The organism is Methylorubrum suomiense (assembly GCF_022179765.1).
Classification (GTDB): Bacteria; Pseudomonadota; Alphaproteobacteria; order Rhizobiales; family Beijerinckiaceae; genus Methylobacterium; species Methylobacterium suomiense.
On the sequence record NZ_BPRE01000008.1, the window covers coordinates 52949 to 69251 of the forward strand.

At 69.3% G+C, this 16303-nt stretch carries 15 protein-coding genes; 9 read left to right on the top strand and 6 right to left on the bottom strand.

Annotated features, from left to right (window positions below):
* The first annotated feature begins 191 nt into the window (after positions 1–191).
* Entirely contained in the window at positions 192–671 is a 480-nt protein-coding gene (locus tag MFF26_RS14050) for a hypothetical protein (RefSeq protein WP_137829645.1), read from the top strand.
* A 25-nt stretch (positions 672–696) separates the two neighbouring features.
* Here the strand turns inward: MFF26_RS14050 and MFF26_RS14055 are convergent, their stop codons facing one another.
* On the bottom strand, positions 697–954 hold the full coding sequence (locus tag MFF26_RS14055; RefSeq protein WP_137829644.1) for a hypothetical protein: 258 nt from the start codon (positions 952–954) through the stop codon (positions 697–699).
* A 341-nt stretch (positions 955–1295) separates the two neighbouring features.
* On the opposite strand from MFF26_RS14055, the gene MFF26_RS14060 reads away from it, so the two are divergent.
* The 6 genes from MFF26_RS14060 (at position 1296) to MFF26_RS14085 (ending at position 5698) form a co-directional block, all read left to right on the top strand.
* Positions 1296–1592, top strand: a complete 297-nt coding sequence (locus MFF26_RS14060) for an acyl carrier protein (RefSeq protein WP_110351127.1) — start codon at positions 1296–1298, stop codon at positions 1590–1592.
* A 16-nt stretch (positions 1593–1608) separates the two neighbouring features.
* Complete coding sequence (locus tag MFF26_RS14065; protein ID WP_137829643.1) at positions 1609–2091, top strand: 3-hydroxyacyl-ACP dehydratase FabZ family protein; 483 nt, start codon at positions 1609–1611, stop codon at positions 2089–2091.
* Positions 2081–3211 carry a beta-ketoacyl-ACP synthase gene (locus MFF26_RS14070; protein ID WP_137829642.1) on the top strand — a complete coding sequence of 377 codons (1131 nt, stop codon included), beginning with the start codon at positions 2081–2083 and terminating at the stop codon, positions 3209–3211. The genes MFF26_RS14065 and MFF26_RS14070 overlap by 11 nt, the downstream gene beginning before the upstream one ends.
* Before the next feature lie 122 nt (positions 3212–3333).
* A complete protein-coding gene (locus MFF26_RS14075) occupies positions 3334–4620 on the top strand; it encodes a beta-ketoacyl-ACP synthase (RefSeq protein ID WP_238308118.1) in 1287 nt (428 codons plus the stop codon).
* Entirely contained in the window at positions 4617–5381 is a 765-nt protein-coding gene (locus tag MFF26_RS14080) for an SDR family NAD(P)-dependent oxidoreductase (RefSeq protein WP_137829640.1), read from the top strand. Before MFF26_RS14075 ends, MFF26_RS14080 begins: the two co-directional genes overlap by 4 nt.
* Positions 5382–5410: 29 nt before the next feature.
* Positions 5411–5698 carry an SH3 domain-containing protein gene (locus MFF26_RS14085; RefSeq protein WP_137829639.1) on the top strand — a complete coding sequence of 96 codons (288 nt, stop codon included), beginning with the start codon at positions 5411–5413 and terminating at the stop codon, positions 5696–5698.
* Here MFF26_RS14085 and MFF26_RS14090 read toward each other — a convergent pair.
* Positions 5685–8732, bottom strand: coding sequence for a GAF domain-containing protein (locus tag MFF26_RS14090; RefSeq protein ID WP_238308119.1), 3048 nt, complete (start codon positions 8730–8732; stop codon positions 5685–5687). The two genes, MFF26_RS14085 and MFF26_RS14090, sit on opposite strands and share 14 nt — an antisense overlap.
* A 321-nt stretch (positions 8733–9053) precedes the next feature.
* On the opposite strand from MFF26_RS14090, the gene MFF26_RS14095 reads away from it, so the two are divergent.
* Positions 9054–10076: a zinc-binding dehydrogenase gene (locus MFF26_RS14095; RefSeq protein WP_137829638.1), complete on the top strand. Its 1023-nt coding sequence runs from the start codon at positions 9054–9056 to the stop codon at positions 10074–10076.
* Between the two features lie 11 nt (positions 10077–10087).
* Here MFF26_RS14095 and MFF26_RS14100 read toward each other — a convergent pair whose 3' ends face one another.
* The 4 genes from MFF26_RS14100 to MFF26_RS14115 form a co-directional block, all read right to left on the bottom strand.
* Positions 10088–10975 (bottom strand): LysR substrate-binding domain-containing protein, encoded by an 888-nt coding sequence (locus MFF26_RS14100; RefSeq protein WP_238308120.1) that lies wholly within the window; start codon positions 10973–10975, stop codon positions 10088–10090.
* A 310-nt stretch (positions 10976–11285) separates the two neighbouring features.
* Positions 11286–11726 (bottom strand): cupin domain-containing protein, encoded by a 441-nt coding sequence (locus tag MFF26_RS14105; RefSeq protein WP_137829636.1) that lies wholly within the window; start codon positions 11724–11726, stop codon positions 11286–11288.
* A 94-nt stretch (positions 11727–11820) separates the two neighbouring features.
* Entirely contained in the window at positions 11821–12750 is a 930-nt protein-coding gene (locus tag MFF26_RS14110; protein ID WP_210236203.1) for a hypothetical protein, read from the bottom strand.
* Positions 12747–13043 (bottom strand): hypothetical protein, encoded by a 297-nt coding sequence (locus MFF26_RS14115; protein ID WP_137829635.1) that lies wholly within the window; start codon positions 13041–13043, stop codon positions 12747–12749. Before MFF26_RS14115 ends, MFF26_RS14110 begins: the two co-directional genes overlap by 4 nt.
* 189 nt (positions 13044–13232) lie before the next feature.
* Between MFF26_RS14115 and MFF26_RS14120 the strand changes: the two genes are divergently transcribed.
* On the top strand, positions 13233–16169 hold the full coding sequence (locus tag MFF26_RS14120) for a phosphoenolpyruvate carboxylase (protein ID WP_137829634.1): 2937 nt from the start codon (positions 13233–13235) through the stop codon (positions 16167–16169).
* Positions 16170–16303 lie beyond the last annotated feature (134 nt).

Consider the following 16303-nt stretch of genomic DNA (forward strand, 5'->3'; position numbering starts at 1 on the left):
GGCACGGTTCGATGGCCTTGAGCCCTCCGATGAATGCCCGCCGATCCACCTTCACCCTTCACTGAGACCGGCAAAAAGGAACAGAGTACGAACAAGTCCTTGACCACATCGGCGCGTAGGGCCATTGTTCATGGAACGTTCCAGACCCGATTCGCCCCGGACTCGCGGTGGCGCCCAGGCAGGAGGTTCCCATGCTCGAGATCGGCTTCGACGACGACGCGCTCGACCGGGTGGCGGACGCGGTGCGTCCGGTGGCGACGCGACCGAGTGTCGATCCGGACTGGCGCTTGCGGGAAGACGGGTTGGAGCATCGGGGCACCGGTTATCTCATCGCCCGCGAGGAGATGGACTACCGCCGGAGTGATGGGCTGTGGACCTGGCCGATGCAGCTGGCCGAGAAGGCGTGGTGCGCCCCCACGGGCTTCCGGCGCTCGTTCCTCGCGGCGCTCGACCATTACGGCATCGCTCCCGATGCGGAACTGGCTCGTTCCTTCGCCGTCGGTTTCGGCCTGCACGATCCCGGCCAGCGCAAGAACGACGGCTTCGTGGCACTCGGCGAGCTGGTTCGGGCGCGCAACCCGGAGCGTAAGCGCGCGGCGGCGGGCGAGCCCCGTCGGACCGGGCGTGAACGCCCCCGCACCGAGCCGCGCATCCTGGCCCACGCGAACTGATCCGAGAATCGATCCGCGTGGTCGTTCAGAGCGACGGTTCGGTCTCGAGTCCCCAATGATGCCGCGCGATGTTCGAACCATTGCGCAGGATCGCGAGGGCGATCCGCTTGTCGCCCCCCTCGAAGGTCTTCGGATCGGCCCTGCAAAGTATGCAGAACACCGCCTGCTGCAGGATGGCCATGAAGGCGTCGGTCGTCGGAGGCGGAATGTCGATCCCCGCTTGCCGGATGCGCACTTGCGCCGTCGCGGTGGCCTCGTCCAGAGCGGCGAACACCCTTCGCATCATTGCGTCCTCGACCTCGGCGCGTATCTGTCCGTATCGGCGCTGAGCTGCGGTCGGTATCGGGCACGCGCGGGTCATGATTGGCAACGCCTCCGCGGATCACCGTTCTCTCGGACGGTCGCGCCGCGTTGCGGCGGGCCGTGACTCGACGACCGAACGGGTGATGTCGCGTCGAGGTTGCCCGGTCTCCGTCGCTTCGTGTAAGGGGTCGCGATCTTTTCAAGAGCGTCATCGGGAACCGGCGGCGACACGTCAGCCGCAGGTCGGGTCAAGCCATCGGGGGCGGGCCGCGCGAAGAACCGGCGACGCCGGATACGAGAACGAGAAAGCGGCCAGCCTCCATGTCGAACGAGACCGCCACCTTCGACCGCGTCGCGGACATCATCGCCGAGACGGCGGATATCCCGCGCGACAAGATCACCCCCGAGAGCCATGCCATCGATGATCTCGGCATCGATTCGCTGGCCTTCCTCGACATCGCCTTCGCGGTCGACAAGGCGTTCGGCATCAAGCTGCCGCTCGAGCGTTGGACCCAGGAGGTCAACGAGGGCAAGGTCCCGGCCGAGCAGTACTTCGTCCTGAAGAACCTCTGCGCCCGCATCGACGGTCTGGTCGCCGAGAAGGCCGCCAAGGCCTGAGAACGGACATCCCGCGATGCGGCTCGAATATTTCGAGATGATCGATTCCGTGGTGCGGCTCGACCGTGCTGCGGGACGCATCGAGGCGCGGGCGCTCGTGCCCGATGCGAGTCCGGTCTTCGAGGGGCACTTCCCTGGCCACCCGCTGGTTCCCGGCGTGCTCCTCACCGAGACGATGGCGCAGGCATCCGGCTACCTCGTGCTTGCCCATCTCGATTTCGCGCAGATGCCGTTCCTGATGGCCGTCGACAAGGCGCGGTTCCGCTCCTTCGTCGGCCCCGGAGCCGCCCTCGACATCGAGGCGAGCCTGGAACATGACGGGTCCGGCTATGCCGTGACGAAGGCCGCCATCCGCCACGAGGGCAAGGCGCTCTGCGACGCGGAACTGCGCTTCCGCACGATGCCGTTTCCCGCCGGGCTCGACGCGCCGATGCGCGAGCGCGCCCGCCGGATCGGCCTCCTCGACGGACCTGCGGGCGGATTTGCGCATGAGTCGTGACGTCGTCGTGACGGGGATCGGCCTCGTCTCCTGCGCCGGTGAGGGGATCGAGGCGCATCTCGCGGCCTTCGCCTCGCAGGAGGCGCCGCGCACGGACGCCGACAGCTTCGCCCCCTATCCGGTTCATCCGGTCGCCCCGCTCACCCTCGACGCCCAAATCCCGAAGAAATCGGATCAACGGCAGATGGAGCCGTGGCAGCGGCTCGGCGTCTACGCCGCGGGGCTCGCCCTCGACTCGGCGGGGGTGAAGAACGATCCCGCCTTCAAGGCCGCTCTGCAACTCGTCGTCGCGGCGGGCGGCGGCGAGCGCGACTACGCCGTCGACGGGGCGATCCTGTCCGGTCTGCGCAATGCCGCCGATCCCGGCGCCTTCCTCAACGAGCGGCTGCTGAACGACCTGCGGCCGACCCTCTTCCTGGCGCAGCTCTCGAACCTGCTCGCAGGCAATATCAGCATCGTCCACGGTGTGACCGGGGCCTCGCGCACCTTCATGGGCGAGGAATCCTGCGGGGTGGATGCCCTGCGGATCGCTCATGCCCGCGTCGCCTCGGGGCAGATCGACACCATCATGGTCGGCTCGTCCTACAATGCCGAGCGGCCCGACGTGATGGTCGTCCACGAGATGGGTGGCTTTCTCGACAAGCCCGTCTATCGCCCGGTCTTCGAGCGCGGCGAGGAGAATGGCGGCTTCGTGCTCGGAAGCGCGGCGGCCTTCCTCGTGCTGGAAACGGCTGAGCACGCGAGCGCCCGCGGCGCGCGTGCCTTGGCCCGGCTGATGCCGGTCGCCAACGACCGGATGGCGCGTAAACCGGGCAGCGTCTCGGCGAGCTTGGCCCGGTTGATCGGTGAAGCCGGTATCGGGCAGCCGGACGTGGTGTTGTCCGGAGCCACCGGACTGGCCGATCTCGCGGCGGAGGAGCTTGCGGGCATCCGGGCGGCGCTGCCCGGCGCCGGCATCCGCGCCACCGGCGACATCATCGGCCACCCGATGGAGGTCACGGCGCCGTTCGGGGCCGCACTCGGGGCCGCCCTTTGTGCGGCGGGCTCGGCCAGGGAAGTTGCCGTCACCTCGGTCGGCCATCGCCGGGGCGAGGGCGTGATCCGCGTGCTGGCCGCCTGATTCGTCCCGAACGGGGCGCCCCGCCCGCCACCGTGTCCGCCTCGGCTTCGGCGGTGCCGCCGTCGCGCGTCGCGCTGCTCGTGGGGGATGCGGATCCGGCAAAAAGGTGATTGAAGGCTCGGATGCCAGACACGCGCTCCTCGTCCACCCACGACACCCAAGGCCGACCGCTCGTCGCCGTGACCGGCCTCGGGATCGTGACTTCCCTCGGGCAGGGCGTCGCCGAGAATTGGAACGCGCTCACCGCCGGGCGCTCCGGCATCCGCGCCATCCGGCGCTTTCCCACCGAAGGCCTGCGCACCCGCATCGCCGGCACGGTCGATTTTCTCGATACCGATCCGCTGGTCGCCCCGCTCCTGTCGGAGCGCTTCGCCACGGTGGCGGCGGACGAGGCGGTGGCGCAGGCGGGCATCGGCAGCGCCTTCCCCGGGGCGCTGTTCGTGGCGGTGCCCCCGGTCGAGATGGAATGGCCGCAGCGTGAGGCCCTCGCCGAAGCGGCGGGCTCGAATGACGGCGAGATCACCTATTCGGATCTCCAGCGATCGGCGGCGAGCCGCCGGTTCGACGCTTGGCACGACCTGTTCATCTTCGGCACCGTGGCGGATCGGTTGGCCGACCGCTTCGGCACGCGGGGCTCGCCGATCTCGCTCTCCACCGCTTGCTCGTCGGGCGCCACCGCGATCCAGCTCGGCGTGGAGGCGATCCGCCGGGGCGAGATGGAGGCAGCCCTCTGCATCGGCACCGACGGATCGGTGAATCCGGAATCGCTGATCCGCTTCTCCCTGCTCTCGGCGCTGTCGACGCAGAACGATCCGCCCGATGGAGCCTCCAAGCCGTTCTCGAAGAACCGCGACGGTTTCGTCATGGGCGAGGGCGCCGCCGCCATCGTGCTGGAGAGCGCGGCGTCCGCTCGTGCGCGCGGCGCGGCCATCCTCGGCTACGTGCTGGGCTGCGGCGAGAAGGGCGACGGCTTCCACCGCACCCGTTCCAGTCCCGACGGCGCGCCGGTGATCGCAGCGATGCGCGCGGCGCTCGCCGACGCCGGTCTCACCCCGGAAGCGATCGATCACGTCAACGCGCACGGCACCTCGACGCCGGAGAACGACAAGATGGAGGCGCTCGGCTGCTCGGCGGTGTTCGGCGACCGGGTCGGGCAGCTGCCGATCTCCTCGAACAAGTCCATGATCGGCCACACCCTCACGGCCGCCGGAGCGATCGAGGCGGTGATCTCGCTGCTGACGATCCGCAACGGTCGGATCCCGCCCACCATCAATTACGCGATCCCCGATCCGGCCCTGCTGCTCGACGTGGTCGATCGCACCCGCGACATGCGGGTCTCGCGGGTGCTGTCCAATTCATTCGGCTTCGGCGGGCAGAACACCTGCCTCGTTCTGGGGGACGAACCGTGAGCGCACAGGCCGCGAAGCCCGTCCTCGTCGTCGGTGGCGCCTCCGGGCTCGGCGCGGCCATCGTGCGCGCCCTCGCCGTGGCCGGCCATGACGTCACCTTCACCTACCGCTCGTCGCCGGCGAAGGCCGAGGCGTTGGCGGCAGAGTTGGCACAGGCCCATCCCGAGCGGACCTTCGCCGCCCGCCCCCTCGACCTGTCCGACCGGGCGGCCATCGAGCGCTTCTGCGAGGAGGCGGAGGGCGAGAGCTTCTACGGCTACGTCCACAATGCCGGGCAATCGGCGGACGCGCTGGCGGCCATGCTCGACCGGGATCGGGCCGAAGACGCGATGCAGGTCAATTTCTGGTCGCTGACCCGGATTGCGAAGGCGCTGGTGCGCGGCATGATCCGCGCGCGGACGGGCCGCATCGTCGCCATCGGTTCGGTCGCCGCGCTCCAGGCCAATGCGGGCAACGCCGCCTATGCCGCCACCAAGGGCGCGCTGATCGCCTATTGCCGCACGCTCGCCATCGAATCGGCCAAGCGCGGCGTGACGGTCAACGTGATCGCGCCGGGCTTCATCGATACGGAGATGCTGGCCGCCTATGCGAGCCATCGCGCCGGGATCGAGCGTCAGATCCCGCTCGGGCGCTTCGCCGCACCCGCCGAGGTCGCCGCGCTTGCGGCCTTCCTGATGGGGGAGGGGGGCACCTACATCACCGGGGCGGTGCTGCCCGTCGATGGCGGACTGACCGCGATGATGGGCATCCATCGCACCTGAGCATCCTTTCGATCGCCATCCCGACCCCGATGTTGCTCGCTCCGCGGCCGATCCTGACTGCCCTCATCCTCCTTGCCGCGATGGGACCGGCCGGGGCCGCCGAGCCGTTCCGCGTCGAGGGATTGCCGCGGGATGATGGGCTGACGATCCGCGAGACGCCGGATGCGAGCGCGCCGGCCCTCGGCCAGATCCCGGTCGGGCGCCGGGTGCTCGGCTTCGGCTGCACCACCGACACGCCGAGCGGATTGACGTGGTGCCGGGTCAAGTTCGGCCGAACCGTCGGCTGGGCTCGCCGACGCTATCTCACGCCGGATTGAGCGGCTGCTCCCCGAGCTGCCGGGCGAGGCTGCCGACGATCCGACGCAGTTCCACCGGCTTCTCCAAGCGCGGCACGTCAGCGAATTCCGGCGGGATCGCCTCCGCTTCGTAGCCCGTGACGAAGACGAACGGGATGCCACGCTCGGTCAGTGCCCGGGCCAGACCGAACGCGGCTTGGCGGCCGAGATTGATGTTCATCACGGCGCCGGTCGGCCGGTTTCGGTCGAGACTTCGCAACGCCGTCGCCTCGTCGGAATACGGGCCGAGCACCGTGGCGCCGACGCGATTGAGGGCGCGGGCGGTGTCGTTGGCGAGATAGAACTCGTTCTCGACCACGAGGATGCGGTGACCGTCGAGGGCGGCCTGTCCGGTCATGTCGAGGCTGCCCCCGTTCACGCTCGTGGGCGGTGGCGCGTGCGTCTCGAGGATGCTGGCCCCGTTCGTGAGCGGGAACTCGAGCTGGCAGCAGGCCCCCTCCGGCGTCAGTTCGATCCGCCCGTTGCCGCAGAGCTCGTAGGGGATCAGTCCCTCGATCAGTTCGGTGCCGAAGCCGCGTCGCTGCCCCTGGCCCTGGGCCGGCTCGATCGACGCGCGACCGCCGGTCTCGGTCCACAACAGGCTCAGCCAAGGAATGTCCTTGCGCTCGATGCGCTGCCAGCGCACCGTGACGCGACCGCCACTGCTCGAGAGCGCCCCGTATTTCAGCGCGTTGGTGGTCAGCTCGTGAATCGCCAGGGTCAGCACCTCGGCGGCCTTGGGCGCCAGCTCGATCTCCAGCCCGGCGAGATCGTACTGATCGTCGTGCTCCGCCCGTGCCGCGAGTTCGTCGCGCAGGATCGTGGAGATCGCGATGCCGGCCTGCGGTGCGCGGGTCAGGCGGCTCTGAACACGGGCGAGCGTCACGAGGCGCCCGCTGACGAGAGCGGCATAATCGGAGACGCTCTCGGCCCGCTCCGCCGACCGCACCACGATCGAGCGGATCAGCGCCATGATGTTGCGGACCCGGTGCTGCAACTCCGCCAGCAGCACCCGTTGGTGGTGCTCGGCCTGATGGATGTCGGTGACGTCGGTGGTGATGCCGCCGATGCGCCGTACCCGGCCATCCTCGTCAACGATGGGGAAGGTGTGCGTGCGGAGCCAGCGGAAGGCACCGTCCGACGGGCGCAGGATGCGAAATTCGTAGACCGCCGTCTCGCCATTGCGCACGCGTTCAAGGCGGGCGAAGGCCGCCGGGCGATCCTCGGGCACGAGATGGGTGGCCCAAACCCGGGCATCGCCGAGGGACGCGTCCGGGTCGATCCCCCAAACCCTTTGCACGGCGGGGCTCGCGAATTCGCCCTCGAAGGTCTCGGCGTTGAGGATCCACAGAAAGTCGAAGGAGGCCTGCGCGAATTGCCGGAAGCGCTGCTCACTTTCCCGTAGGCCCGTTTCGGCGCGCTTGCTCAGGAGCGCGTGCCCGATGGCGGGCGCGAGGGCTTCGGCCGCCTCCCGGTCCTCAGGCCGATATCCTCCCGAGCGGCCGGCGAGGGCGACGACGCCGATCACCGCACCGTCCTGCTTGATCGGAAGGAGGAGGACGGATCCGGGCGATTGATAGGGGTTGCTCGGCGCCAAGTTGTGACAGGATGCCGGCTCATAGAGGCTTCGGACGGCGCCTTCGAGCGCGGCCGCAGAATGACGCTTGCCGCTGTCTTCGCAGCTTCTGAAGATCGCGAGCGTGTCGAGCCGACCGGTCCGGGGGTTGGTCGCGCCCATGAAGCCGACGGGGCTGGCAACCAACTCGGCGGCGACCTTCAGCGCGATATCCGCCAGTTCCGATTCGGAGGCCGCGCCGAGGGTCACGTCGAAGATGTGGTTGATCGCATTGAGAAGTGCGTTGTTGCGCCTGAGCCGTTCCTCGGCCCGGTGTCGCTCGGCGATATCGACCGACAGACTCACGAAGCGGTCCATACCGAGCGGCTGACCGGCACGGCTGGCGCCCCGATACTGGCCGTCCGTACGGCGCAATCGTACCTCTTGCAGGAAGAGACGATGCCGATCGTTCTCTTGCGCCAGGGTTTCGGCCCGAGCCCGTTGGATCGCGGTCCAGATCCGCTCTCCCGTCTCGCTGACGAGGGCGACATCCGCCTCGCTCCAGGCAAAGGCCTCGCCGCGCACGACGCAGAGGGCGCCGACCAACTCGCCCCGGCTCATGAGCGGGACGGCGATCCAGGCGACGACGCCGTCCGCCGCAAGCGTCGTGCGCTCCGGCTCCGGGACCAGATCGGTGGTCCGCATATCGGCGACGACGATCGGCTGTCCCTTCCGGTAGAGCGGGACGAACCAATGCAGCACCGCGAGCGAGTAGGAACCGACGAAGGAGCGCACGCCGCCGCGCGTGTAATCCTGCTCGATGACGGCGACGCCCTCCGCCGGATGCAGGACGACATGATAGGCATGGTCCGTTCGCAGCTGTTCGCCGAGCTGCCGGCAGGCTTCGCGCTGGATCGCGACCGGATCGGACAGGGCGCGCAAGCCGTCGGAGAGACGTAGCAGGTAGGCCTGTTGAATCTCGCGCTCCTGCAGGGCGCGCTTCGCCAGAACGGCCTCCGTGGTCTCGAAGGAGGCCAAATAGAAGCCGATCGGAGTGCCGCCCCCATCGTAGAGAGGCGTCCAGCTCGATGTCAGCCACGCGAAGGGCCGGTCGGCCCGGTGCGGAAGCTCCCTGTACTGGTCGCTGCCGAGGCGAACCTTCCCGGCCAGCACCGCGGCGGTGATCTCGCTCGTCTCGCGGTCTGCCCAGATCTCGCGGAACGGGCGGCCGAGCAGCGCCGCCGCGTCGCCGCCGATGAGGTCGGCGAAGGCATCGTTGAAGAGGGTGCTCTGGTCGGCGCCCCAGCCTATCGCGGCGGGTCCGGGTGCACCGAGCATGAGATCGACGATGGACCTGAGGTTTAGCGGCCAGTGCTCGATCGGTCCAAACGTCGTGGCGGTCCAGTCAAGCGCTCGGATGCGCCGGGCCATCGGGCTCGGGACGCTCGGCCACTCTGCCATGATCCTTTCATTGCCTCCGGGGAGCATGCCTGTCGAAGACAGCGATTGCTCAGAACTATCGTTGAGGTTGTTTTGTAGACTCTAGATTAGATCAGTAATTGAGCTGACCCACCGTAGGTAACATCTGTTGTTCATGTTCACATTTTGACTGGCGACTCAAGTCAAGCTTTCCATCGGGCGCTCCTCTCGTTCGAAGGCTGCAAATGCGACGGCCGGATTGAGCCGGGGCCGATTTCGACCGATAAGCCGTCCGGCCTCGGCCCACCGATCGCGGGCGCCGAGAACCCGGCCCAGAATCCGACGGCAGATGAGACTTTCCTGATGCGAGCCCTTCAGCTGTTCGGCGACCGCGACCTGCGCGTCACCGAGGTCGAGCCGCCGACCGCGCCGGGTCCCGGCGAAGTGCAGATCCGCATCCGCGCGGTCGGGCTCAACTTCATCGACGTCTGGGGGTTTCGCGGCATGGCCTTCGCCAAGCGCAAGCTGCCGCTGACGGTGGGGGCCGAGGCGGCGGGCGAGATCTCAGCCCTCGGCGAGGGCGTCGAAGGCTTCGCCGTCGGTGATCCGGTCGTCCCCTACGGTGCCATGACCTGCGGGCAGTGCCGGGCCTGCCGCGAGGGGCGCGACAACCTCTGCGAGGACGTTTCCGGCGTCATGGGCTTCCATCTCGACGGGTTCAGCCGGGAGCTGGTCAACATGCCGGCCCGCCTCGTCGTGAAAGTGCCTCCGAATGTCGATGCCGTGCAGGCGGCCTGCGCCGGCATCGCCTTCGGCACGGTCCAACACATGCTGTTCGACAATGCGAAGCTGGAGCCCGGCGAGTCGATCCTGGTTCATGCCGGCGGGTCGGGCATCGGCACCGCGGCGATCAAGATGGCCAAGGCCATCGGCTGCACGGTCTACACGACCGTCGGCGACGACCGGAAGGGCGAGAAGGCCCGCGAACTGGGCGCCGACCACGTGATCAACTATCGCGAGGAGCGCTTCGAGGGCGAGGTACGGCGACTGACCAAGCGCAAGGGCGTGGACGTGGTGTTCGAGCATGTCGGCGCCGAGACGTGGAACGGCTCGCTGCTCTGCCTAAAGCGCGGGGGGCGGCTCGTCACCTGCGGATCGACCTCCGGCGTCTCGACGCAGATGAACCTGATGCAGTTGTTCCAGCAGCAATATCGCATCACCGGCTCTTTCGGCTGCCGCATCGCCAATATGCGCGAGAGCCTCGACAAGATGGCGGGGGGGCTCACGCCGGTGGTCGATACGGTGTTGCCGCTCGCCGATTTCGCCAAGGGTCTCGAGCGCCTCGAATCCCGCCAGGTCTTCGGCAAGATCATCGTGACGATCTGAGCGAGCCTGTCTCAGGCGAAGAGGCGTTCGCCGTTGCCGGAGATCTCACGGACGCAGGCTGCCACGTGACCTGCCAGGGCCTTCGCGGCCGGCCCGGCCCCGTCGCGCACGCGCATCAGCACGTCGTAGCCGCCGAGCGGGGGCAGGGTCGTCACGCGGCGGAAGGGCCGGCGCGCGACGTTCGCCGGCAGCGGGGCGACCGCCAGATCGGCCTCGACCGCCGCGATCTGTCCCTGGCAATGCTCGCTCGAATAGGCGACGCGGTAGGGGATGCCTGCCTGGTCGAGGGCATTCAGGGCCGCAGCCCGCCACGCGCAGCCGCTGTGGCAGAGCGCCAGCGGCAGCGGGCGTCGAGTCTCGGCCAACCCGCCATCGAGGCCGATCCAGACGAGGTCCTCCGCCTGGACGACGCTGGCGTCGCGGTTCGCGCCGGCGTTGCCGGTATAGAGGACGAGGTCCAGGGCACCGTCCGTGCAGGCGTCGGCCAAGGCGCGGCTCGCGTCGAGCCGGACATCGACCTGAACATGCGGATGCCTCACGGAAAACCGGCGCAGCATCGCCGGTAGGGCGAACAGACCTGAATCGTTGGGCGCCCCGAAGCGGACGCGCCCCTCCATCGGCGGTGCGTCGAAGAAGGCCACTACCTCGTCGTTCACCGCCAGCAGGCGTCGGCCGAGGCCCAGCAGCACTTCGCCATCCGCTGTCGGCACGATCGTCCGGGGGCGCCGCAGGAACAGGGCGCGACCCAAGCGCTCCTCCAGCCGCTTGACCTGCAGGCTGACGGCCGAGGGCGTACGCCCGATCCGGTCGGCGGCGCGCGAGAAATTGCCCGTCTCGCAGATCGTCACGAAGGTGCGCACGAGATCGAGATCGAGATTGGCGGGGTTGAGGGGGCCCATGTCGCGATCATCCTCCGCGTTCGTGTGAGCATCCCTCATCGATTGCGTAAATTCAATTCGTTCGACTCAACGTGAAGATCCAGCGATCCTCCGCTCCTGAGAAGGAGACGGCGATGGCTCACAGGTTCGAGGCGATGATGCGCTCCATCGGAGCCCTGGTTCGGTCACGGATGTGGGGATCGGCGACCAGAACGGGCGCGCGATACCCCCAGGCCCGTCTGTCGGACCTCGACGACCGGCTTCTCGATGATCTCGGGTTGACGCGCTCCGGCGAGCCCTTGCCGAGAGAGCCGTCGCGAAGCCGGGCGCCTCAGCGGCGCGGGGTCGGGCGCCAATCCGGCGGGGCCATCTCGAAGCCGGCGAAGTCGAAGCCGGGGGAGACGGTGCAGCTGACGAGCGTCCAGGCGCCGAGGCTGGTCGCCGTCTGCCAGTGACCGGCCGGGACCACGATCTGCGGGCGCTGTCCGCGCAGCAGGTCCGGGCCGAGATGGTGGGCCGATGCGTCGTGGCCGTTCGGGCTCAGGGTGATCACCAGGGGCGCACCCGCGTGCCAGAGCCAGATTTCGGCGGCGTCGACCCGATGCCAAGCCGAGGTCTCGCCGACGCCGAGCAGGTAATAGATGGCGGTGCCGACCGAGCGTCCGTCGACCTCGCGGGGATCGCGGAACGTCTCACGGTAGTAGCCGCCCTCGGGATGGGGGCTCAGCCCGAGGGTGTCGATCACCTGGGTGGCGGTGAGGCTGTCGCTCATGACGTCTCCTGGCGGGCGATACGGATCGGTCGGCCCGGTCCTTCACCGGTGGGCTGCCGGACGCGATCGGCGTCGGTGAGGCGGATGACCGGCCTCAGGGGATCGCACCCTGCGGCATGGGAACCGCCGGCCGCGGGGCAGAGCCTGCGGGTCGCGGCTCGGCCCGTTGCGCCGGCCTGTCGCGCTCTCGGGTGGTGCCTTTGGCGGCCTCCTTGCCGGCTTCCGCCCCGAGCCCGGCGGCATCGGCCGGGGGGGCGGTCCGGCGCGGCTTCGGCGCGGCCAGGGTTCGCGCCGCGGGGGCGGTGCCGCAGGCGCGGAAGCGGAACTCCGCGAGGATATCCCCGGAATCCGCCAAGACCGGCACGGTGTCGGGCAGGGCGTTGAGGGATGCGTCCCACCGGATCGTGCCCCCGATCGTCCCCTCCAACACGGCAGGTCCGGCGCCGCGGCGTAGGGACAGGACATCCGGACCGTAGAGCGTCGCGACCTTGCCCCCGATCACGACCTGAAGCACCCGGGTCACGTCGGGCGTGAGCGGGCGTAAGGGGTTGTCGATGGTGATCGAGCCGGTGCGCGTCACCCACAATTCGATGCTGGCGGGATCGGCGGTCGCCTGACCGGGTTTCGCCGCCGCCTTGGGGAGACCTTCGAACCGCACCGCCTCGCCGGGCTCGCAAACGATGGACGGCGCGGCGGCCAAGGTCGGCACGGGCGCGGCGGGCGTGGCCGGGACCGATGCCACGTCGGGCGGGTCGGCCGGAGCGTCCCGATGCCGCCCGGTCTCGGGAGCGGGCGCCTGGGGGGGCGTCTCGGTGGATTTGGCGGCTTTAGCATCCGCCGGTTTCTCGGCCGGCTTGGCCGGTCGTTTGGGACGCGGCTTCGGCTTGGGCTTGCGCGGCGCCTCCGGTACGGCCTCGGCGGGCGCCTCAGAGGGTGGCGCGACATCCTGGGCCGAGGCCGGGACAACCAAGACCGCTCCGAGCATCGCGCAGAGGAGCGTGAGCAGAGTGAAAAACGGCCTCATCCGATCTGCCTCCGCCTCCCGGCGGCGTCCGGTTCGGGGGGATCGCTCCGATCCGCGATCAAGGTGCGACGGTCATCGAGAATCGTCTCGTCGAGAGCCTGGACATCGAGGATGACCGCCTCGCGATCGATCGGGCTCGCGCGTGGGGGGGTCAGCTTGCGCACCGTCCCCGCCTCGTCGTCCGCCCAAGCCTCCTCCTGCGGCAGCCGCAGCGGCGCGCGGCGCTCCGCTCGGAAGAGACCCACCATCAGGACACACACGATCAGCGTGACCGCGACCGCGGCGAGGATCACGAAGTTTTCCATACAGGGCCGACCCTAGACCGGATCAAGCGCCCATGCACGCCCTCCGGCACCGTGACAGACTCATCCCCGGCAAGAGGTTCGAAAACACGGAACGGTCCTTGCGTCGCCGGAGGAAACGGTGAGAACCGGCTGCGCGGAGCCGAAAGGGTCGCCGGCCGCTCACATCAGGGATGCTCGATGCCGCTCGAAGACCACCGCTCGGACAATGTCGCGCCCGTCGCCCGCTCGCAGGGGGGCGCGGACACGCCGCCCGCCCTCCCAGGCAACGACCTCGAGCGCGACCTCCTCGACCTCGTGGCCCGCAGCCGTGAGCAGGCGAGCGAGGATCCGTTCCGCAATCCGGTTCTGGCGGTGACGCTGGCGATCACCCGCCGCCTCGATCGAGAGGAGATCGGCGAGAGCGATCTCGACGCGCTGCTCGCCACCCTCCGACGCCGGGCGCTGACGGAGCGGACCGCCCGCCTGCGCGACTATGTCGGCCTCGACGGTGACGAGGCCGCCTCGCTCGCCGACCTCGCCGGGCGCCTCGTCGCGGCGATCCCGCGCGGCGCCTCGGATTTCGAGGCGTTCCGGGAGCGGGTCGGTCGCACCGGCTTCGCCGTCGTGTTCACCGCGCATCCGACCTTCGGCATGCCCCGTGCGGTGGCCGAGATGATCGCCCGCGCCGCCTCGCTTCCCGAGGAAGCCGGCCGCACCCCGATTCTCGGCGAGGCCGCCGCCCGCTCCAGCCGACCCGACCCCGGGATCAGCCTCGATGACGAGTTCGAGCAGGCCTGCGTTGCCGCCAATAACGGCCGCGCGGCGATCGACGCCTTCAACGGCGCCCTGATCGATGCCGCCCGCGAGCGCTGGCCGGATCGCTGGACCGAGCTGGTGCCCAAACCCCTCGCCATCGCCAGCTGGGTCGGCTGCGACACCGACGGTCGGACCGATATCGGTTGGTGGGACACGCTGCGCTACCGCCTGATCTCGAAGCGGATGCAGTTCGACCGCATCCTGCGCGACTTGCCCGACATGCCCGCCACCCGCGTGGTGCGCGAGCTGGTCCAGGGCGCCCGCGCCGCGGTCGAGCGCCAACTCGCGGGCGCGCCGCTCCTGGGCACCAAGCCCTCCCTCGAGACCGTGCACCGCTTCGCGCTGGCCCTCATCATCGAGCGCGAGCGCGCCCAGACCGATGCCGGGCCCCTGCTCGCGGGGCTTGCCGCCGCCATCGGGTCCGCGACCACCGACGCGGATCGGCGCGCCATCGCCGTGCTGCGGTCGGGCGTTGCCGCCCACGGCCTCTCGAACGCCCTGCCGCATTTCCGGCTCAACGCCAGCCAGATCCACAACGCCGTGCGGCGCGTGATCGATCTCGAAGGCGAGCCCACCGATGCCGCCCAGCGCCGCTCACACCTCGCGGCGATCAACACCCTGCTCAACGACGTGCGCCCGGTCCCGGTCGATTTCGGGGCGCTCGCCGCCGAACGGGCTTCGGCCGCGCGGCTGATGATGACGATCACGCAGATCCTCAAGCATGTCGACGGCACCCACCCGGTCCGCTTCCTCATCGCCGAGACCGAGACCGGCTACACCCTCCTCGCCGCCCTCTGGCTCGCACGCCATTACGGCATCTCGGACAAGGTCGAGATCACACCGCTGTTCGAGACGGCGAGCGCCCTGGAACAAGGCATCCGCGTCCTCGACGACGCCCTGCGCAATCCGCACTGGCGCGCCCATCTCAAGCGGCTCGGGCGCCTCTCGGTGCAATTCGGCTACTCGGATTCCGGTCGTTACGTCGGTCAGCTCGCCGCGACGTTCTGGATCGAGCGGCTCCGGCTGCGCATCACCGAACTGATGACCCAGAACGGGCTCACCGAGATCGAGCTCGTCATCTTCGACACCCACGGCGAGTCGATCGGGCGCGGCGCGCATCCGACCTCACTGCGCGACCGCCTCGCCTATCTCGCGCCGGAGGATTCCCGGCGGCGCGACGCCGAGGCCGGCATCAAGGTGAGGCTCGAATCGAGCTTCCAGGGGTCCGACGGCTACCTGATGTTCGGCTCGCCCCAGCTCGCGAATGCCTCCGTCGCCCGCATCGCCGAGCACCTCTTCTCCGACACGCTGGCGGAGGACGATGCCTTTTCGGACTACGCGCTGAGCGACGGCAAGGCGGCCAATCCGGCGGCGGATCCGATCTACGAGGAAAGCGACTTCGCCGCCGAATTCTTCCGCACCGTGCGCCAGGACATGGAGGCTCTGGTCGACGATCGCGGCTATGCGGCTTTGCTCGGCACCTTCGGACCGAGCCTCATCGACCGCACCGGCTCACGTCCCGTCGCCCGCCAGTCGGATTCGGGCGGTCCCGCCGCCATCACCCATCCGCGCCAGATGCGGGCGATCCCCAACAACGCGATCCTGCAGCAGCTCGGTTTCCTCGCGAACTCGCTGCACGGCGTCGGCCGGGCGGCACACCGGGCGCCGGAGACGTTCCGGCACATGCGCACCGGCTCGGTGCGCTTCTCCCGCGCCTTCGGCATGGCGCAGCACGCGGCGAGCGTCGGCGATCTCGACGTGCTGCGCGCCTATATCGATACCCTCGACCCGGCGGTCTGGCTGGAGCGGGCACGGCGCACCCGCCGCGACGGGCGCCGTGAGGAACTGATGACGGTGGCTGCCGCCCTGGAACGCCTGAGCCTCGCGCCGGACCTGCGGCGGCTGTTCGGGCGCCTGACCCGCGACTGGCTCCACCTGCAGGCGGCGGCGCCCGACCTCGCCACGATGTCGGCCCGGTTGACCCTGCTTCACGCGATCCGACTCGCGCTGATCCACCGGATCTGGTTCCTGGCCGCCCATATCCCGGCCTTCCGGCCCCAGGCGGGCCTGACCCGCGAGATGCTGCTGGAGCGCTTCCTCCGCCTCGATATCGATGGATGCCTGAAGCTCCTCGACGAGATCTTCCCCGTCATCCCCGACCCGACGCTCGGCCTGAATTTCGGTGAGCCCCCGGGCCCGCGCGATGTCGGCACCTACGAGACCGAGCACGGCACCCTGTTCGGGCCGATCCGCCGGATGTTCGAGCGGGTGCGGGAGATCTCCGGCATCATCCAGCACGATGTCGGCGCATTCGGGTAGAGCACGATGCGGAAAAGGAAAATTCGTTTTTCCGAGATCATGTGCGACCACAAGGGGATCCAGCGCCCTGTCTCGGCGGAGCAACTCGTCCGACCCATCCCCTCATCCTGAGGTGCGGAGCGGCGCGAAGGCTC

Coding starts and splice junctions, on each gene's coding strand:
- MFF26_RS14050 (WP_137829645.1), top strand. CDS start 192: ATGCTCGAGATCGGCTTCGACGACGACGCGCTCGACCGGGTGGCGGAC.
- MFF26_RS14055 (WP_137829644.1), bottom strand. CDS start 954: ATGCGAAGGGTGTTCGCCGCTCTGGACGAGGCCACCGCGACGGCGCAA.
- MFF26_RS14060 (WP_110351127.1), top strand. CDS start 1,296: ATGTCGAACGAGACCGCCACCTTCGACCGCGTCGCGGACATCATCGCC.
- MFF26_RS14065 (WP_137829643.1), top strand. CDS start 1,609: ATGCGGCTCGAATATTTCGAGATGATCGATTCCGTGGTGCGGCTCGAC.
- MFF26_RS14070 (WP_137829642.1), top strand. CDS start 2,081: ATGAGTCGTGACGTCGTCGTGACGGGGATCGGCCTCGTCTCCTGCGCC.
- MFF26_RS14075 (WP_238308118.1), top strand. CDS start 3,334: ATGCCAGACACGCGCTCCTCGTCCACCCACGACACCCAAGGCCGACCG.
- MFF26_RS14085 (WP_137829639.1), top strand. CDS start 5,411: ATGTTGCTCGCTCCGCGGCCGATCCTGACTGCCCTCATCCTCCTTGCC.
- MFF26_RS14090 (WP_238308119.1), bottom strand. CDS start 8,732: ATGGCAGAGTGGCCGAGCGTCCCGAGCCCGATGGCCCGGCGCATCCGA.
- MFF26_RS14095 (WP_137829638.1), top strand. CDS start 9,054: ATGCGAGCCCTTCAGCTGTTCGGCGACCGCGACCTGCGCGTCACCGAG.
- MFF26_RS14100 (WP_238308120.1), bottom strand. CDS start 10,975: ATGGGCCCCCTCAACCCCGCCAATCTCGATCTCGATCTCGTGCGCACC.
- MFF26_RS14105 (WP_137829636.1), bottom strand. CDS start 11,726: ATGAGCGACAGCCTCACCGCCACCCAGGTGATCGACACCCTCGGGCTG.
- MFF26_RS14110 (WP_210236203.1), bottom strand. CDS start 12,750: ATGAGGCCGTTTTTCACTCTGCTCACGCTCCTCTGCGCGATGCTCGGA.
- MFF26_RS14120 (WP_137829634.1), top strand. CDS start 13,233: ATGCCGCTCGAAGACCACCGCTCGGACAATGTCGCGCCCGTCGCCCGC.